Origin of the sequence: Mycolicibacterium smegmatis (assembly GCF_001457595.1) — a bacterium.
Taxonomy (GTDB): Bacteria; Actinomycetota; Actinomycetes; order Mycobacteriales; family Mycobacteriaceae; genus Mycobacterium; species Mycobacterium smegmatis.
In genome coordinates this window covers 4,142,474-4,159,956 of the sequence record NZ_LN831039.1, presented here as the reverse complement: position 1 = coordinate 4,159,956, position 17,483 = coordinate 4,142,474, and the positions used below count along the sequence as shown (strand labels likewise).

Genomic DNA, 17,483 nt, shown 5'->3' with positions numbered 1-17,483 from the left:
TTACTCTGCCTCAAGTGCAGCACACAGGTGCACCCGAACACGGTGTGGGAAGTGTGGGTCCCACGCTTGCCGAAATCGGTGCGGCCATCGGAGCGCAGATCGCGGCACCGCCGTACGATCCGACCGTGGCCGTCCAATCCGTGATGGACGCCGAACGCGCCTCCGACGCAGCGTCGCTCGACGGCGCGCTGGTGGTCCTCGACTGGGCGCCACATCGCCCGAACGGCCCGCTACCGAACCTGCTCACGACGCTTGAGCCGTTGCTGGCCAAACGCCCCGCCGCGGTGGTCATCACCCCATCACGGCCGGTCAACCCGCCCCGGCCGGTGGTTGCGCACGCCCGTCGCCACGGCGTGGCGCTGTTGTGGGTGATGGAGGCCGCACCGGTTGATGACGTTCGAGCGCAGATCGACAAGCTCATGCAGATGGCTCACACCACCCGCGCTGCCCGTAAGGGCTTCACGGTGCCGGCCGATCTGCTGGGCGCGGCGGACGACCTCAGCCGTCTGCTCGACGAACTGGGCGGCGCGCTCGATGCGACGGTACGACTGCTCGATCGTCCGACGAACGGAGCGGGCACCGCGGGGTTTCCTGTCGTCAGTGGGGGACGCTCGGCATGGCTCGAGATACGCCGGGACAGCGCGCTGACCCCGGAAGAGACCGAACTCGTCGAGCTGCTGATTCCGGTGATGCGCCTGCACCTGCGGTTGCGCGACACCGAACACGACGAGACCACGGCCGAGGCAGCCCGCAATCTCAAGACCATCCTCGGTGAGGACCTGGTGGCGCGCGAAGCCACCCTACGCAGATCCCGCCGACTGTCGATGTTTCCCCGGCATCCGTTGGTGTGCCTGGTGATCGAGCCGTTCGGTGTTGCCGTGACCATGGCGGGCATACAGCAACTGCGAAGCGATCTTGAGCCGTTGGCGAGGCGCACCGACCGTGACGCGATCACGATCGTGCACGAGGGTGCGGTGGTGATGATGGTGAACGCGGCGGTCGGGTTGGACATCATGTCGCGTGGCCTGTATCGGGCGGTGCGCACACCATTGGTCATCGGAGCGAGCGACGAGGTGACCGCACCCCGCAGTTATCCGGGTGCTTTCCGACAGGCCCAGCGGGCGGTCGCCGTCGGGCGACGTGTGGGCGGCGTCAACCGCGTGACACGCTATCGCGATCTCGGCATCCTCGGCCTCCTTTACCAGCTGCCCGAACACGCCCGGCGCGGTTTCGTCACCGAAACGCTCGGATCGGTCGCCGACGACACCCCTGACGCTCTCGACCAACGCCGGATCCTGCGCACGCTGCGTGCGACCGACTGCAACATCACCGAGTCGGCCCGAAAGTTGTTCATCCATCCGAACACGTTGCGCGCGCGCATCAACCGCATCGAGTCCATCACCGGGCAGTTCCTCAACGATCCCGCCAAGAGGATGAACATCTTCACCGCGTTGGCGATGTTCTCACTCGACAGCAATCCCGAGGGCGAGTAGCGCCTGGAATGACTGGTCGACAACGGATCTCGGCCCCGCAGGCGCACTCGTTCGGCGCCTCATCATCCGTGGGACGATCCGCCGGTCACAGGCTTGAAAGCGGAGGTGGGCAGACCCTCAACGGCACAGTCGGCGGCGAATGTCCGTCCGTCGTCGGGCCCCGGTTGGTTCAGCCCGTGGGTCGCAGAGGTGACAAACACCTTCCCCTCGCCGATCGCGACGCTCGTCGGCTGCTGCGCGGGAACCGGGATGACCTCCACGAGGTCGCCGGTGGGTGCGTAGCGGTGCACTTCACCTGCTCCCCAGATCGCGGTCCAGAGATGTGACTCGGCATCGACGGTCATTCCGTCGGGTGATCCGTCCACCGTGGCGAAAACCTCACGCCCGGTGAGGTGCCCAGCCTCGTCGACATCGAACCGGTAGATTTGCCCCGCGGCGCTGTCGGCCAGATACATGACCGTTCCCGATGCACTGAAAGCTGGGCCATTGGGCACGGCCAATCCGTCGACGACACGGGTGATCGTGCCGTCGCGGTCGATGCGGAACAGCGCGCCGGCCTCGGGTGAGGGTTCGTAGGCCATCACGCCTGCCCAGAATCTTCCACCGGGATCACACGCACCGTCGTTCACTCGTACACGAGTGGCGTCAACACCGAAACTCGGCCCTTCGCGCATGACGGATCCCTTTGCCAGGAAACCGATTCCGGTACCCAGCGTCGCGATGAACTCACCTGCGCGCCCGTCCACCGGAGCGACGGCGCCCAGCGGAATATCCAATGCGGCGAGCCGGTGTACGTCACCGGTGCACACATCCCTGCTGAACAGACGTCCTTTCAGCAGGTCGACGTGCAGCAGCTGGCCATCGACGAGGCGTGCCCCTTCGCCCAGTTCCAAGGCCGGACCGATCGGTTGCCATGCGGATGTCAGTGCAGGTGTCATGAGGAATCCTTTGTGACGCTCCAGCCTCCGTCCACCGGAATGCTGGCACCCGTGATGTACGAGCTTGCCTCGGACGCCAGGAATGAGATCACGGAGGCGACTTCCCGGGGAGTGCCGAGCCGGCCCAGCGCCGTGGCCGCCGCGCTGGTGCGCCGGTCCTGCTCTCCGATACCGTCCCACGATGCGGTCAAGATGGGGCCAGGCAACACTGTGTTGACCCGCAGTTGCGGGCCGTACTCGGCGGCGAGTTGACGGCCGAGACCGGTGAGGCCAGCCTTGGCGGCAGCGTATGCCGGTCGGCCGGGCAGGCCGAACATGGCGTGCACCGAAGACACCAGCACGATCGAGCCGCGTGCGGCGCGCAGGTCGGGCAGGAACGTCTTGACGCCGTGGAATGTGCCGGTGAGCATCACGTCGAGCTGGCGGTGCCAGCTGGCCGTGGATGTCTCGTCGAGGGAGGCGATGTCGACGGTCATCGCGTTGGAGACGAGCACGCTGACACTCCCCAAGGTCCGCGCCGCCGATGCGGCATCGGCCCATGCTCGCGGGTCGGCGACGTCACCGCGGATACCGATCGCATTCCCTGTACCGCCTGACAGTTCGCGGGCCAGGTCGCCGACCTCGGGCGCGAGGTCCATCAGAGCCACCGCAAATCCGTCGGCGTGGAGCTGTCGTGCAGTGGCCTCCCCGATGCCGCGAGCGGCGCCGGTGACCACCGCGACCCGTGCACGCCCTTGTGTCATCACCGCCCACCGCCAGGGGAGGTGTGGACGCTGAGCTTCACGGGAAAAGTCATCGAACTGCCCGGAGCCAAGGTGTGCGACGCGGAAAGAACTTCACACTCGACGATGCGGTCGGGGGGATCGAGCCCGTCGAGACTGGCCAGCGGCGCCGGTTGCGGATGCTCCATCCACAGCTCGGCCCGGGCACCCTCATCCGGGTAGGGCGCATCTTCATCGACAGGGAAATCCCATGCGAGCGTGACATTTTGGTGTAGATATCGCAGCCTGCCGGTGGCGTAGGGGAACCCCAGCTTGCCGACGACATCTTGTGGGTCGATGGTGATGGTGTCCGGACCGCTGCGGCGCCAGGTCGGCACACCGGTGCCGGCCAGGATCTCGATGGGTTCTGTGAATCGATGTTCCACATCGACTTCGACGGTTCCGCCGCCGGGCAGCTGGGTCACATTCCACAGCGCCCAGGTCACCTCGTGATCGGTGACATTGGTCGCGGACAGGTGGATGACGAATTCACTGTCGGTGTTGACGGTGAATGTCCGGGTTATCTGTAATCCCGTACGCGGATCGGGCGGACTGGTGACTGCGAGTTCGGTTGTGGCCTCCCATCTGCAGACATCGACTGCGTAGTGGCCGGAGTCGAGGACGGGATCGGGTGGCCCCGCCCACTGTTGCGGTGACGACCAGCCCTGCGGGGCAGGCCAGGTCTTGTCCCCGCCGTAATTGCACCAGTCGCCCAGGCGCCCGCTGACCGGTGCCGGAATGTGTCCGCCCACTGGCTGCAGATCTTCGCCCAGCAGTGCGGGGTTGCGCCACAGCAGTTCTCGCTCACCGAGTCGCAGGCTGAGCAGCCGCCCGCCGAGCGCCGGCACCACACCCAAAGTGAGGGAGCCGGTTCGGATCCAGTACACATCGTGATGGCCGTGGGTCACCCACGACTGCGGGATGGAGACCGTCACGCGGCGTTCCCATCCGGGACCAGGCACACCTTGCCGCGGCTGGTGCCTGCCGCCAACTCGTAGGCGCGTGCGGCCTGCGACAGCGGGAAGATATCGCTGACGACGGTTTCCGGCTTCAGGTTCCACCGCACGAGATTGGTGGCCAGCTCACTCATGGTGGGCAGAGAGGTGACCCAGGAGGCGTGAATGGTCAACTGCTTGTGCAGCAGGGTGTCCGACACTTCCGTATGAAGATCGTTGCCCTCGCCGACCAGAGAGATGTTGCCCCATTCGGCAGCGGCTTCCAGTGCCAGCGAACGCCCCGCGCGGCTTCCCGAGCAGTCGATGGTGACACTGGCGCCGGCGCCGCGGGTCAGTTCTGTGATCGTGTCCAGAGCGTCGGGGCCCGCGGGGATGGTGGCGTCGAAAATTCCCAGGCTGTCAGCCCATTCGCGGCGTGTGGTGGAGGGCTCGACGCCGATCACCGTCGCAGCGCCCATGCCCCGGCCGATCATTCCGGCCGCCAGGCCGACGGGGCCGAGACCGACCACCAACAGATCGTGGTCGCCGCTGACGCCGGCGCGGCGCAGCCCTTCGTAGGCGGTGGCGAACCCGCATGCGATCAGGGCGCCGTCGACGAACGACAATTCGTCGGGCAGGGGGATGCAGGTACGTTCCTCGGCCAGCACATAGCGGGCGTGGCCGCCGTCGCGCTGCCACCCGTAGGATGCCCGGTCTCCACTGCAGCTGATGTAGAAGCCGCGGCGGCAGTTGTCGCACAGCCCGCAGCCCACGATGTGGTACAGCAGCACCCGATCGCCCACGCCGAAGCGTGTGACTCCTTCTCCTGTGGCGACAATGCGCCCGGCAGGCTCGTGGCCTGCGACCACACCTCGGTAGGCGGGTCCGTCGATCCCGCGGTAACCCTTGTACCCGCGGTAGATGTATCCGATGTCGCTGCCACAGATGCCGGATGCGCCCATCTCGAGGAGCACTTGCCCTGGCCCGGGTGGGCGGACGTCGAATTGCTTCAGTACTGCGGTGGAGTCACCGGGCAGGTATACACCGTCCATCGTGGAGGGAATGGTGGTGTGATTCATGGTATTTCCTGTCTGCGGGTCGGTGGTCACGTCAGTCGGGGGAATCAGGTGGTGCGAGTGGCATTCCGGCGTCGACCGATGATCACGTTGATCAGCACTGCGCCGACGATGATGACGCCGCGCACAACCTCCTGCAGGAAGGAGTCGATGCCGAGTAACACCAGTCCGTTGGCGATGACCGTGATGAACACGACCCCGAGAAGGGTGCCGACCAGGCTGCCCCGGCCGCCGGCGAGCAAGGTGCCGCCGATGACCACGGCCGCGATCACATCGAACTCGAGTCCGCCCGCGGCGCCGCCGTTGCCGGATCCGAGACGCGCCGCAACCAGGATGCCGGTGACTGCCGAGAGCAGTCCGGTGGTGGCGAACAGGATCACGCGGGTGCGGGTGAGGTTGATGCCTGCAAGCATCGCCGCCGCGGCGTTGCCGCCGATGGCATAAACCGATCGGCCGTAGGCCGTGAACTTCGCAACGTATGCGAAAACCGCGAAGAGGACGAGCATGATGATCGCTGACGTGGGCACACCCAGAATGTCGCCGCCGAGAACCTCCATCATGCTGCTGGCCGGGAGCACCACCGGCAACGCGTCAGTCATGTACAGGGCAAGGCCACCGAGGATGCTCCACAAGCCGAGCGTGGTGATGAACGAGGGGACATTGAACCGGGCGCGTAGATAACCGGCCACCGCACCCCATAGCGTGCCGAGGACCAAGGTCAACACGATGGCCCCGCCGATACCGAGTCCCCATTGGGCACTTCCCTTGGCGACCAGTACCGATGAGAACGCCACTGCGGGACCGATACTGATGTCGATGTCCCCGGCGATGATCACGAGCGTGACACCCCACGCGGCGATACCGATCGTTGCCGCGTCGCGCAGGATGCCCAACTGGTTGCCGGCAGTCAGGAAGCCGGCTGCTGAGGCGCTCAGCGCGATGTACAACGCGACGATCGCGACCAGAAGTCCGATCTCATTGAGTCGGTACGACCTCGGCGATGCGGCCCGCGGTGTGGCGTCAGGGTGGGCGTCTGACCGTAATGTGCTCATATCGTCTGTCTCCCTGTGGGTTTCACGCCGCCATCGCGGCGGACAGGACGGCGTCGACGGTGACGTCGACGCCGATGAACTCGGCGGTCACCCGACCGCCCTGGACAGTGATGACTCGGTCGCACACCAGCGGTAGCTCCTCCAGCTCACCGGACACGAAGATGACTGCCTTGCCCGCATCCGCCAACGCGCGCACCAGGTCGTAGATGCCGGCTTTCGCCGCCACATCCACCCCGCGGGTGGGTTCGTCCAGCAGCAGGATCGAGGCGTCGGCGTGTAGCCAGCGTCCGATGATCGCCTTCTGTTGGTTGCCTCCGGACAGGTTGACGATCGGTGTCACCGGCGAGGCGGTCTCGATGCGCAGCCGATCGATCAACGACTGGGCGGCTGTGCGCATACGACGCAACGAGATTGGTCCGTGGTGGCGAACCCTGGTGTAGTCCGACAGCACCATGTTCTCGTCGACACCGAGCAACGGCACGATCGCGTCGTGCTTGCGGTCCTCGGGCGTGAGCCCGACGCCATTGCGTTTCATCACCGCAGGTGCGTTCCACGGCATCGGCTTTCCATCGAGCGTCATCTCGCCGGACACCGGGGTGTCGAAGCCGGCGACGGCGCGGAGTACCTCGGTACGCCCCGATCCCATGAGACCGGCAATGCCGAGCACTTCACCGGCGAACAGATCGAAGGAGACCTTCTCGATCTTGGGTGGTAAGCGCAGGTCGCGTACCGACAGCAGCGGCGTGCGGGTGCGGTCGACGGCCCGCAGCGGTGGCCGCTCCTGGGCTTGGTGGTCAGGGCCTACCATCATGGCGATCATCGCATCGGTACCCGTGGTGTCCATCTCGACGGTGTCGACGACTCGACCGTCCCGCAGGATTGTTGCGCTGGAGGCGATGCGGCGTATTTCATCGAGGCGATGACTGACGTAGATCACGGCGACACCGGTCTGGGCGATGCGGGTCACGGTGTCGAGCACGATGGACACCTCCGTCGCGGCCAGCGCGCTGGTGGGTTCGTCGAGGATCAACACGCGCGGTTGCCGGCGGACCGCGCGGCAGATCTCGACGAGTTGGCGGGTCGCCAGCGACAACGCCGCAACGGGGGAATCAGGGTCGATATCCAGACCGAGGCGGTCGATGACCGTGGATGCTTCGGCTCGCATCGCGTCGTAGTCGATCTTGCCCCCGCTGCGCGGCCACGCACCGACGAACATGTTCTCGGCGACCGTCATGTCCGGCACCAGGCTGAGTTCCTGATGTACGGTCTGAACTCCCAGTTCATTCGCACGACGTACCCCGCCACCGTCGAGAATCGTGCCGTCGATGGACACTGTCCCCGTGTCGGCCTGCTCGACGCCGGACAGGATTCGGATAAGGGTGGATTTCCCGGCACCGTTGCGGCCCAGGAGCGCACGCACCTCTCCGGCGCCCACCGCAAGGCTGGCGTCAGTGAGGGCGGTGACGCCGATGTACCGCTTGGTCACGGCATCGACTTTCAACAGCGGTGCTGCCAGAGAACGGCTCGCGGACATTCGATGCCCTTTCATCGGTCGAGGGTGAATCTGGCTGCACAGGAGTGGATCCGGGCCAGGTCATGGGATTCCGTCGGGATGTTCCCGCAGCCAACGGGTGCCCGCATCAGGTCCCTCGTACGCATCGACGGGAGCGTCGACGATGAGGTTCTCAGACCGCTGCCCTCTGAGGAGGCGCAGCGCCGCGTCGGCTGCCATTTCACCGACGGTGATGCCGGAGATGTCGGCGACGCCTCGGAGAACCGACCCCTCCTGCAGCATCTGAGCGATCTGCGTGGACATGTCGCCGCCGAAGACCACGACCCGGCCGGTGAGCCTTCTGGCCTGCACGGCACGTACCGCACCCACCGTCATGGATCCGGCTTCACCGTAGAACGCGTCCAGGTCGGGGTGGGCTGTGAGGATCCGCTCGGAGGCCTCGACGGCCTCGTCCACGAGCAACCCCTGCTGATTGGCGACGATCTCGGCGGCGGGCACCAAACTCGTCAGAGCTTGCTCGAATCCCTGTCGACGCTGAATGCACACCTCGAACTGCTCGCAGTTGATCACTGCAACCTTGGGGTGGGTGATGCCGTTCTCGATGAAGTAGTTGCCCATCTGCTCACCACCGATACGCCCGAACTCCTGCGGGGAGCCGAGAATCCAGGAGTCGACGTACTTGCGGGCATCAGACTCGGTGACGCACGTGTTGTAGCAGATCACCGGGATCCCACTGTCATGGGCAAGCCGGACAGCCGGCACCGAGGCGTCGGCAGATGTCGGCGACAAGATCAGCGCGTCGACCTGCACCGAGCTCACCGTATCGATGAAGGCGCTCTCCTGCGATGGATCGGACCGCGCGTTGGTCTCGATCAGCTGGGGAGCGTCGCCGGCGTCGGCGAAGGCCTTCTTCACCCCGACCTTGACCCCCGCATAGAAACCCTCGGCGTTCAGGTACACCACTGCGATGCGACCGTTCTCGCCGATGCGTGAGCAACCGGATACGGCCAGTGCCGCGACCAGCATCAGCGTCGCAAACCGGACCGCCCTCCGCCGCAGCGATCTCGGCATGTCAACCTCGATTCTCCTGTGTCGGCTTCCTCCCGACATCCGCAAAACCCTCTGCGTAACAACAGAAATCAACGATGCCCGCGGGCATCGGTTACGAATGCGGGTCACCGGCAAAACATCTCGAAGAGTTTGCCGACCACGTGAGCCGCTCAGGAGCGGATAGCACGTTTTCGATGAACACGAGTCGAAAGGTATCCCTCATTTGTGCTGTAGAGCATAGTCATAGCTATGAGCTCTATGGACGAATCAACGGCAGCATGGATCGCTGACGGCTTCGTCGGGCAGCGGATGCTCGCGGTACCGCGTCCGGTCGTGGACCACGCGCTGGGTGCGCCGGTCACCCGCAGGCTGCTCGTCACCGACGCCGGGTTCTTTCCGCGGGCCACCCGTCACGGGCGATCCCGGTCTCGCGGGGCCACCGAGCACGTGGTCATGGTGTGTACAGCCGGTGCCGGGTGGTGCCGCACCGAGGAGGGGGCGTTCGACGTCGGCGTAGGCGACGCGGTACTGCTACCGAAAGGGCGGGCGCACATGTACGGCGCAGCCGAGTCAGACCCGTGGACCTTGTGGTGGATGCACGTCACGGGCTCCGACAGTGCAGAATTGATCGCCGCGGCCAGGGTGTCACCAGTCAGCCCGGTGGTTCACCTCGTCGATCCGGCACCGGCGACGAGCCTGATCTCGCAGGTGATCGACATGCTCGCGGACGCCAGCACCACCGCCGGTCTCATCGGCGCAGCCGGCGCCGCCTGGCACGCCTTGACCGTCATCGCCGCCACCGGCCGCCAGCGTTCAACAGGTGAGGCAGACCCTGTGGACAGGGCCTTGGAGCATCTGCGCTCAACAAGTCCGCGACGCACCGATGTCGCGGCGTTGGCGGCCATCGTCGGCCTCAGTACCTCACACCTCAACGCGTTGTTTCGCCAGCGGACAGGTATCGGACCCTTGGAGTTTCAACAGCAGCTGCGCATGTCGCGCGCTCGCGAACTCCTCGACACCACCACTCTCACCATCGCGGCGGTCGCTCGCGCCGCGGGCTTCAACGATCCGCTGTACTTCTCACGTCAATTCGCGAAGGTTCACGGCCAATCCCCGTCGGCGTATCGGCAGCGACACCAAAACTGACCGGTGAGTAGTCGGATGACGTCCACGGGGCGAGGCTGGTCGCGGTCCAGCGCAGCGAGGACTTCCATGTGCAGGAAACCTCTCTGTTCGAACGTGTTTCGGATGCGCATCGACTCATGGAAGTCGGGCACCTCCCGGGGCAAACTCGTCCTGACACTCTGATGCCACCGCGACTCTTCGGTCCACCTGTCACGACGACTCTCGGACAATGCGCAGAACCCACCAGGTCAACTGATCAGGCAGGCAGTAGACACAATTGCACCATCGCAAGAGAACGCGGGCTTCGCAGGCTGATGCCGGTGGCTTCCTCGAAGCGTCGAATCCGGTTCATGACCGTGTTGCGGTGGCAGTAGAGCACCGATGCCGTATCGGCCACCGATCCGTTGTCGGCGAACGTCTGGATGGTCTCCACGATCAGTTCCCGATCGTGTACCTTCCTCAGGGGATCCAGCACGTAGCCCCGCAGATCATCGATCACCTCCGACAACTGGGCCATCGACAGGTGGACCCACGAACGGAGCAGTGTGGTCGCGCCGCTCTTGCCCAGGTCAACCAACATGCGGACTGTCGCGGCGGCCCGATGCACGTCGGCCAGCGGTACCGATCGGGGTGCTACGGCGCCGTCGAGGCCGCTCATCACATCCGCCACCACTGCCTCGTCGTCGGCCCAGCGGCCATCGGCTGCCACCAAGATGAGTGCTATCCCGCGGTCGATGTACTCGAAGGGGGTGAGGTGCTTGTTGAGCAGACGCCTTGCCACCGAACGCCCAGCCTCCTCGCTGGGTGTGCCGATGATCCAATAGGTCGCTGTCTCTTCGAGTCCCAGGATCTGGGCGGCACGCCGGACTGTGGTCGGTGCGGGTTCACGGCAAAACAGGTCCGAAAGGGTGTGTTGCTGTTCCAGAGCGCTTGTGCGTGCCATCGCCAGTCGCTGGTCCAGGTACCCTCGCTGCACCTGAATCGTGAAGTCGTCGACCGTTTTCCAGAGCACGTCGACGTGCAACGCCAAGATGGCCATGTCGTCTTCACCGGCGAGGCGTAGGAGTGCAGACCAGGCGACCAGGAAGTCGGTGCGAACGGCTGCGGTGAGATTTTCCAGCGCTATGCCTTGTGTCGCGCGCAAAGAGCCGACCGCGGCGGGAAACTCGATGAGCCTGCGACTCATCGGCCGTTCCAGGAGGGTGTCGAGCAAATAGCGGAACGCAAGCCGGGCAGCGTCGCGCAGATCTTCCTCAGAGGGCACGTTGTCATAGAACCGAGCGCCGCTGTCCACTCGCATCAGGTAATCGTCGGCGAGATCGTCGAGCATGTCGCCGAGATTCTGCAGCAACGCCCGCCAACGGACCTTGGTATCGGCGCGACTACAGGCCAAACTGCGCATGACAGGGGAGGGTACTGCACTTTTCGGCGTAACGACGGGTGACCAGATCCGGCGATACTCGCTGCGGAGTTGACGCGGTGCCCAATCGGCGCGGCGAATCGCTCGGCGGCACCCCGCATGAGATGTGCTCGTGCACAACGTGTGTGACAGAACGCGTTGCACCGTGAACATGGGCATGGTGACGTTGGCAGCCATACGATCTGTTCCCATGGCCACGACGTACATCCGCGGCGGCACCGTCGTTTCACCCACCGGTTGCCAGGACCTCGACGTGCTCATCGACGGTGAGCGCATAGCTGCTCTCGTCGATCCCGAACTGGCGCCCTTCGACGATCCCGACCGGACTTTCGACCACGTGCTCGAGGCGAAGGGTAAGTACGTCATTCCCGGCGGAGTCGATGCCCATACGCACATGGAGATGCCTTTTGGGGGCACTGTCGCGTCTGACACGTTCGAGACAGGCACTCGCGCTGCGGCATTCGGGGGCACCACCACGATCATCGATTTTGCGATCCAGCGGCAGGGGGAGAGGGTGCAGGACACCCTGGCGGCCTGGCACGCGAAGGCGCGGGGAAACTGCGCTGTCGACTACGGCTTTCACCAGATCCTGGGCGGTGTCGATACAGACGCCCTCAAGGCGATGGATGAACTGGTCGCTGAAGGTGTGACGAGTTTCAAACTCTTCATGGCGTATCCGGGGGTGTACTACTCCGACGACGGCCAGATCTTGCGTGCCATGCAGCAATGTGCCGGTAACGGCGCGTTAACAATGATGCACGCAGAGAATGGTATTGCCATCGATCAACTGGTCGCCCAGCACATCGAACGGGGTGAGACATCGCCCTACTATCACGGGGTATCGCGGCCTTGGGAGTTGGAAGAGGAAGCCACACACCGCGCCATCATGCTGGCAAAGATCACCGGGGCGCCGTTGTACGTGGTTCACGTCTCAGCCAAGCAGGCGATGGAGCAAATCGCCGGCGCGCGTGGTAGCGGCGCCAATGTTTTCGCCGAGACATGTCCCCAGTACCTGTACCTGTCCCTGGAAGAGCAACTGGCGGCACCGGGATTCGAAGGCGCCAAGTGGGTGTGCTCCACACCGCTGCGCTCCCACGAGGAGGGGCATCAAGAGGAGCTGTGGCGCTACATCCGGACCGGAGATGTCGCGACAGTGTCGACCGACCATTGCCCGTTCTGCTTCAAAGGGCAGAAAGAGATGGGACTCGGTGACTTCTCCAAGATTCCGAACGGGATGTCAGGGGTCGAGCACCGAATCGATCTGATGTACCAGGGTGTCGTCAACGGCAAGTTGAGTCTTCAGCGGTGGGTTGACGTGTGTGCGACGACCCCCGCCCGCATGTTCGGACTCTACCCCCGAAAGGGCATCGTCTCACCGGGAGCGGACGCCGACGTGGTGATCTACGACCCTGACGGACGTACGTCGATCGGATTCGAGAAGAACCACCATTCGAACGTCGACCACTCCACATGGGAGGGCTTCGAAGTCGAGGGCTGTGTGCAGACGGTTTTGTCGCGAGGCACGATCGTTGTCGACCGCGGACGATACCTGGGCCGCAAGGGTCACGGCGTCTTCCTCAAACGCGGGCTGTCGCAATACCTGATCTGAACCGTTCAGAAAACCAATCTTTCATCGAGACCAGGAGACAAGTGATGACTGTGCCCGTCAACGCAACCAACCTGCGAATCCCGCTCGACACCGGCCGCGATCGCGAGTTCCTTGACTCCTGGGCCGAACTGGAGGCCATCGGAGCGACGCCGGCAGGAGGTGTCGAGCGTCAGGCGGGCACCGCCGAGGACGGTCAGATGCGGGATTGGTTGTCTCGTTGGTTGCGCACCCGAGGATTTTCGGTTGAAGTCGACCCGATCGGAAACCTCTTCGGGTTGTTGGAATTCAATCCGGGCGCCCCATATGTTCTTGTGGGTTCGCATCTCGACAGCCAACCGCGCGGTGGCCGGTTCGATGGAGCGTACGGAGTACTGGCCGGTGCCGTCGCCGCTGACCGGACCCGTCGATACGTCACCCGGTCCGGCTTCACGCCGCGGTACAACGTCGCGGTCGTCGATTGGTTCAATGAAGAGGGCTCACGATTCAAGCCGTCGATGATGGGCAGCGCGGTATTCACCGGAACTCTCGATCTCGAAGAGGCACTCAACACCACTGACGACGACGGCGTATCCGTCCGTGACGCGCTCGCGGCGATCAACGGCATCGGTGATCGAGAAGTGTTCTCCTCCACCGGGCCGCGGCAGTTGGCAGCGTACGCCGAGATTCACATCGAACAGGGTCGCGAGTTGGAGAAGAACAACGTGACCATCGGGTTGGTGGACCGCACCTGGGCAGCGAACAAGTACGAATTGAACGTCGTCGGCATCCAGGGGCATACCGGTGCAACCGCCATCGAAGACCGTCAGGATGCGCTGTTGGGCGCGGCCCTGATCGTGGTGGCGTTGCGTGACATCGCCGATGAGTTCGGCGAAGAGTTGCACACCAGTTGCGGGCAGTTGACGGTATTGCCGAACTCGCCCGTCGTCGTGCCACGTGAAGTACACATGCACCTCGACTTACGTTCGGACAACGATGAACTGCTGGCGGCAGCCGATGCGGCATTGCGAAGGCGCATCGCAGAGGCCGAGATCCGCGCCGGAGTCAAGGTCGAACACCGCAAGGCTCATGTGTGGCCCGGCCACCATTACCAGCCTCAAGGAGTGGAGTTGGCCCGTGACGCCGCCAACGACCTCGGAATCAGCAGCATGTTGGTGCAGACCAGGGCCGGCCACGACTCGACCAACATGAAGGAGATCGTCCCGTCGGTGATGCTGTTCGTTCCCAGCGTGGAAGGAATTTCTCACGCCGAGGCCGAGTACACCTCCGACGAAGACCTCTGCAGCGGGGTGGATCTACTCACCGAGGTCGTGGCGCGCATGCTTGATGGTTCGCTTGATGCGGCCGGTGCTGGTCATCCGTGATAACGAAATTCGCAGTTTCCCAATTAGATACGACACTCGATAGGTAGGGAGAAGCCGTGGACCTGGGTTTGAAGGGCAAGCGGGCGTTGATCTCGGGTGCCAGCGATGGCATCGGCCTCGCTGCGGCCGAACTACTCGCAGAAGAGGGCGTCGATGTGGCCTTGGTGGCCCGCCGCGCGAATGTGCTCAAAGAGGGTTGCGACTCTATCGCGTCCAAGACAGGCGTCAAGGCCGTACCGCTTGCCGCCGACCTCAGCGACAAATCGGTGTTCGATGCGGTGGTGAACGACGCCGTCGATGAACTCGGCGGCCTGGACATCCTGATCAACAATGCCGGCGCATCATCCTTCGGCGGCTTTGGTGACATCACCGATGAGCAGTGGGTGGCAGACATCAATCTCAAGCTGTTCGGGTTCATTCGGATGACTCGCGCGGCTCTGCCACATCTGTTGAAGACAGGTAGTGGACGAATCGTCAACGTTGCGGGCAACTCCGGTAAGCAGGCGCTGGAATACCACATGCCGGGAGCCGCCGCGAACGCGGCGATCCTGAATTTCAGCAAGTCCCTGTCACTGCAGGTCGGGGCCCAAGGAGTCATCATCAACACGGTGTGCCCGGGACCGGTCCGGACAGCTCGCCTGGTCAAACAGTTCGCCGCAAACGCCCGGGACTGGAACTGCACTCCGGAGGAGGCCGAGGAACGGTTCCTGGCCGGCCTCCCTTTGCCGTACATCCCCAGCGCCCGCGACATCGCCTACTCGATCGCGTTTCTGGCATCGCCGCGGGCGGCATACCTCAACGGCACCACGATCACCAATGACGGCGGCATCACCCGTGCGGTCTGATGATTCGGACCCGAACGTGAGGAAGACGGCGCGCATCGGGATGATCGTGCCGTCCTCGAACACGTGCCTGGAGCCTCTGACCTACCGGATGCTCGACAATCGGTGCGACGTGACCGTCCACTTCACTCGTACGCCGGTAACACGGGTCGGTCTCGACGATACGTCAGACGCCCAGTTCGACACTGGGGCAATGCAGGCGGCCGCTACTCTGCTCGCCACCGCCGACGTCGACCTGATCGCCTGGAACGGCACGGCCGGGTCCTGGTTGGGCACCTCTCACGACCGCGCGATCACTGATGCGATCTCTCGGGCGACAGGAGTGCGGGCCGTCACCAGCACCCTGGCGTTCATGGCGGTGTTCGGCGCCCTTGGTGTCCACCGGCTCGGCATTGTCACGCCATACCCCGACTACATGAATGCCAGGATCGGTGAGTCCTACCGTGCAGAAGGCGTGACGGTTATCTCAACGCAGGGCTTCGGCCTCACCGAGACGACCGACATCGCCCGAATACAACCGCACGAGTTGGGCAGCCCCACTCGCCACGTCGCCGCAGCCGCCCCTGACGCGATTGCGTACGTCTGCACCAATCTGCGTGGCGCCGACGCGGTCGAGGCGCTCGAAGCCGAACTCGGTGTCCCCGTGCTGGATTCAGTCGCGGTCACACTCGCGGTGTGCCTGGCGATGGTGGGGGCAGCCCCCTTGGACGCGCGCTGGGGATCTCGACTGTCTCATGGTGCAGGTCTGGCCGGCGAGACGCTAGCAAGGACGTGATTCGGAGCGCCAGAAAGATCTGCGCATCAGTGGCGGTGACGAATACGCACGCACACACCTCACGAGACCGTTCTCGTGACACTCAGACCATGGGGCGGTGCCATATTGCGACCCCGTGATTTCCGGCATTACGAACAACTATCGAGGACAACATGAGCCCTTCAGTTCCTGATGCACCGACTGACACCTCCGCCCGAGGATCGGGCCGTCGGCGCACGGTCATCGCGAGCATGGTCGGTACCACGATCGAGTGGTACGACTTCAACATCTACGGATCCGTAGCCGCGCTGGTGTTCGGCAAATTGTTCTTTCCGGACATGGCGCCGGCGGTGGGTACGTTATTGGCACTGGCAACATTTGGTGTGGGGTTCTTCGCCCGGCCGGTCGGCGGCATCATCTTCGGTCACATCGGTGACCGAGTGGGACGCAAGGCGGCGCTTGTCACGACCATCTTGCTGATGGGCGCGGCGACAGTGGCAATCGGGCTTCTGCCCACCTACAGCACGATCGGTATTCTCGCGCCCATCCTGTTGGTGTTGTGCCGGCTGATTCAAGGCATAGGCATCGGCGGTGAATGGGGCGGCGCCGTATTGATGGTGGTCGAACAGGACGGAGCTGAACACACGCGAGGTTCTGCTGGTAGTTGGACACAATCGGCCTCGCCGATCGGATTCCTGCTGTCGACTGCCACCCTGTCAGCGGTGAGCGCTCTCATGACCGAAGAACAGTTCTTGGCATGGGGTTGGCGAGTTCCATTCTTGCTCAGTGCACCCCTGGTGTTGGTGGGCCTGTTGATTCGGGTGAAGATCATGGAGTCATCTGTATTCACCCGGAGCCGCCGGCACGGAACTCAGGAGGCCAAGGCCCCCATCTTGCAGGTGCTGCGATACGCGCCCAAAATGATTCTGCTCGTGGTGCTTCTCGGACTTGGCCAACAGGTCGCGTATTTCGTGATCAATGTGTTCTCACTGTCGTACGTGACTCAGCACACCGACATCTCCAGGTCTGCCGTACTGAACGCGATATCGGTCGGTGCGGTTGTCCAGTTGCTGTCAATTCTCTGCTTCGGACGACTCAGTGACCGGCTCGGGCGCCGTGTCCCATTCCTTGTGGGCGGTGTGGGGATGGCAGTGTGGGCGTTTGCGGTGTATCCGTTGATGGGAACCGGAAACTTCGCTCTGATGGTTCTGGCGGTATCCGTGGCCATGGTGTTCCAGGGTGCGATGTACGGTGTGCTCGCGGCGTTCATCGCCGAACTGTTCGACACCCGCTTCCGTTACACCGGAGTGTCGTTGGGCTACATGCTCATCGGAGTCGTCGGCGGCGGCTTTGCCCCCATGATCGCATCAACCCTCCTGGACACCACCGGTTCGGTGACTGCTGTCGCGATGTACATCTCGTTGGCAAGCGTGCTGACGGTCATCGCCGCATACCTCGCTCCGGAAACCTCAGAGCGCGATCTCGACAACGTTGAACGCGCATCAGATTCCGCGCCGGAACCCAGCGAGCCTGTGACGAAGACGGTGTAGGGCC

At 63.9% G+C, this 17,483-nt stretch carries 15 protein-coding genes; 7 read left to right on the top strand and 8 right to left on the bottom strand.

All coding sequences use genetic code 11. The features are described from left to right. Positions 1-14: 14 nt before the first annotated feature. Positions 15-1,493, top strand: coding sequence for a PucR family transcriptional regulator (locus AT701_RS20015; RefSeq protein WP_058126462.1), 1,479 nt, complete (start codon positions 15-17; stop codon positions 1,491-1,493). Positions 1,494-1,555: 62 nt separating this feature from the next. Here the strand turns inward: AT701_RS20015 and AT701_RS20010 are convergent, their stop codons facing one another. The 7 genes from AT701_RS20010 to AT701_RS19980 form a co-directional block, all read right to left on the bottom strand. Continuing rightward, positions 1,556-2,431, bottom strand: coding sequence for an SMP-30/gluconolactonase/LRE family protein (locus AT701_RS20010; protein ID WP_058126461.1), 876 nt, complete (start codon positions 2,429-2,431; stop codon positions 1,556-1,558). Further along, complete coding sequence (locus tag AT701_RS20005; protein ID WP_014877896.1) at positions 2,428-3,174, bottom strand: SDR family NAD(P)-dependent oxidoreductase; 747 nt, start codon at positions 3,172-3,174, stop codon at positions 2,428-2,430. Before AT701_RS20005 ends, AT701_RS20010 begins: the two co-directional genes overlap by 4 nt. Continuing rightward, entirely contained in the window at positions 3,174-4,127 is a 954-nt protein-coding gene (locus tag AT701_RS20000) for a DUF4380 domain-containing protein (protein WP_058127678.1), read from the bottom strand. The genes AT701_RS20005 and AT701_RS20000 overlap by 1 nt, the downstream gene beginning before the upstream one ends. Then, complete coding sequence (locus tag AT701_RS19995; RefSeq protein WP_058126460.1) at positions 4,124-5,206, bottom strand: zinc-dependent alcohol dehydrogenase family protein; 1,083 nt, start codon at positions 5,204-5,206, stop codon at positions 4,124-4,126. The genes AT701_RS20000 and AT701_RS19995 overlap by 4 nt, the downstream gene beginning before the upstream one ends. Positions 5,207-5,250: 44 nt before the next feature. Continuing rightward, positions 5,251-6,255 carry an ABC transporter permease gene (locus AT701_RS19990; RefSeq protein WP_058126459.1) on the bottom strand — a complete coding sequence of 335 codons (1,005 nt, stop codon included), beginning with the start codon at positions 6,253-6,255 and terminating at the stop codon, positions 5,251-5,253. A gap of 22 nt (positions 6,256-6,277) precedes the next feature. Then, positions 6,278-7,741 (bottom strand): sugar ABC transporter ATP-binding protein, encoded by a 1,464-nt coding sequence (locus AT701_RS19985; RefSeq protein WP_223495672.1) that lies wholly within the window; start codon positions 7,739-7,741, stop codon positions 6,278-6,280. 108 nt (positions 7,742-7,849) lie between these two features. Next, positions 7,850-8,839: a substrate-binding domain-containing protein gene (locus tag AT701_RS19980; RefSeq protein WP_011729460.1), complete on the bottom strand. Its 990-nt coding sequence runs from the start codon at positions 8,837-8,839 to the stop codon at positions 7,850-7,852. Between the two features lie 228 nt (positions 8,840-9,067). Between AT701_RS19980 and AT701_RS19975 the strand changes: the two genes are divergently transcribed. After that, positions 9,068-9,964: an AraC family transcriptional regulator gene (locus AT701_RS19975; RefSeq protein WP_228025608.1), complete on the top strand. Its 897-nt coding sequence runs from the start codon at positions 9,068-9,070 to the stop codon at positions 9,962-9,964. Positions 9,965-10,199: 235 nt separating this feature from the next. On the opposite strand, the gene AT701_RS19970 is transcribed toward AT701_RS19975, so the two are convergent. Continuing rightward, the gene (locus AT701_RS19970) at positions 10,200-11,345 is read right to left on the bottom strand and encodes an RsbRD N-terminal domain-containing protein (protein WP_162184663.1); all 1,146 of its coding nucleotides are present in this window, start codon (positions 11,343-11,345) and stop codon (positions 10,200-10,202) included. A 208-nt stretch (positions 11,346-11,553) separates the two neighbouring features. Between AT701_RS19970 and hydA the strand changes: the two genes are divergently transcribed. The 5 genes from hydA (at position 11,554) to AT701_RS19945 (ending at position 17,479) form a co-directional block, all read left to right on the top strand. Further along, positions 11,554-12,972 (top strand): dihydropyrimidinase, encoded by a 1,419-nt coding sequence (gene hydA, locus AT701_RS19965; RefSeq protein ID WP_014877890.1) that lies wholly within the window; start codon positions 11,554-11,556, stop codon positions 12,970-12,972. 44 nt (positions 12,973-13,016) lie between these two features. Next, positions 13,017-14,333 (top strand): M20 family metallo-hydrolase, encoded by a 1,317-nt coding sequence (locus AT701_RS19960; RefSeq protein WP_011729456.1) that lies wholly within the window; start codon positions 13,017-13,019, stop codon positions 14,331-14,333. Between the two features lie 86 nt (positions 14,334-14,419). Beyond that, a complete protein-coding gene (locus AT701_RS19955) occupies positions 14,420-15,178 on the top strand; it encodes an SDR family oxidoreductase (RefSeq protein WP_233032018.1) in 759 nt (252 codons plus the stop codon). A gap of 16 nt (positions 15,179-15,194) precedes the next feature. After that, entirely contained in the window at positions 15,195-15,950 is a 756-nt protein-coding gene (locus AT701_RS19950) for a maleate cis-trans isomerase family protein (RefSeq protein ID WP_014877888.1), read from the top strand. A gap of 152 nt (positions 15,951-16,102) precedes the next feature. Further along, positions 16,103-17,479: an MFS transporter gene (locus tag AT701_RS19945; protein ID WP_011729453.1), complete on the top strand. Its 1,377-nt coding sequence runs from the start codon at positions 16,103-16,105 to the stop codon at positions 17,477-17,479. Positions 17,480-17,483 lie beyond the last annotated feature (4 nt).

What these genes read in the sequence shown, in the direction of transcription:
- AT701_RS20010 (WP_058126461.1), bottom strand. Translation starts at nt 2,431, where the DNA reads ATGACACCTGCACTGACATCCGCATGGCAACCGATCGGTCCGGCCTTG.
- AT701_RS20005 (WP_014877896.1), bottom strand. Translation starts at nt 3,174, where the DNA reads ATGACACAAGGGCGTGCACGGGTCGCGGTGGTCACCGGCGCCGCTCGC.
- AT701_RS19995 (WP_058126460.1), bottom strand. Translation starts at nt 5,206, where the DNA reads ATGAATCACACCACCATTCCCTCCACGATGGACGGTGTATACCTGCCC.
- AT701_RS19990 (WP_058126459.1), bottom strand. Translation starts at nt 6,255, where the DNA reads ATGAGCACATTACGGTCAGACGCCCACCCTGACGCCACACCGCGGGCC.
- AT701_RS19980 (WP_011729460.1), bottom strand. Translation starts at nt 8,839, where the DNA reads ATGCCGAGATCGCTGCGGCGGAGGGCGGTCCGGTTTGCGACGCTGATG.
- AT701_RS19975 (WP_228025608.1), top strand. Translation starts at nt 9,068, where the DNA reads ATGAGCTCTATGGACGAATCAACGGCAGCATGGATCGCTGACGGCTTC.
- AT701_RS19970 (WP_162184663.1), bottom strand. Translation starts at nt 11,345, where the DNA reads ATGCGCAGTTTGGCCTGTAGTCGCGCCGATACCAAGGTCCGTTGGCGG.
- hydA (WP_014877890.1), top strand. Translation starts at nt 11,554, where the DNA reads ATGGCCACGACGTACATCCGCGGCGGCACCGTCGTTTCACCCACCGGT.
- AT701_RS19960 (WP_011729456.1), top strand. Translation starts at nt 13,017, where the DNA reads ATGACTGTGCCCGTCAACGCAACCAACCTGCGAATCCCGCTCGACACC.
- AT701_RS19945 (WP_011729453.1), top strand. Translation starts at nt 16,103, where the DNA reads ATGAGCCCTTCAGTTCCTGATGCACCGACTGACACCTCCGCCCGAGGA.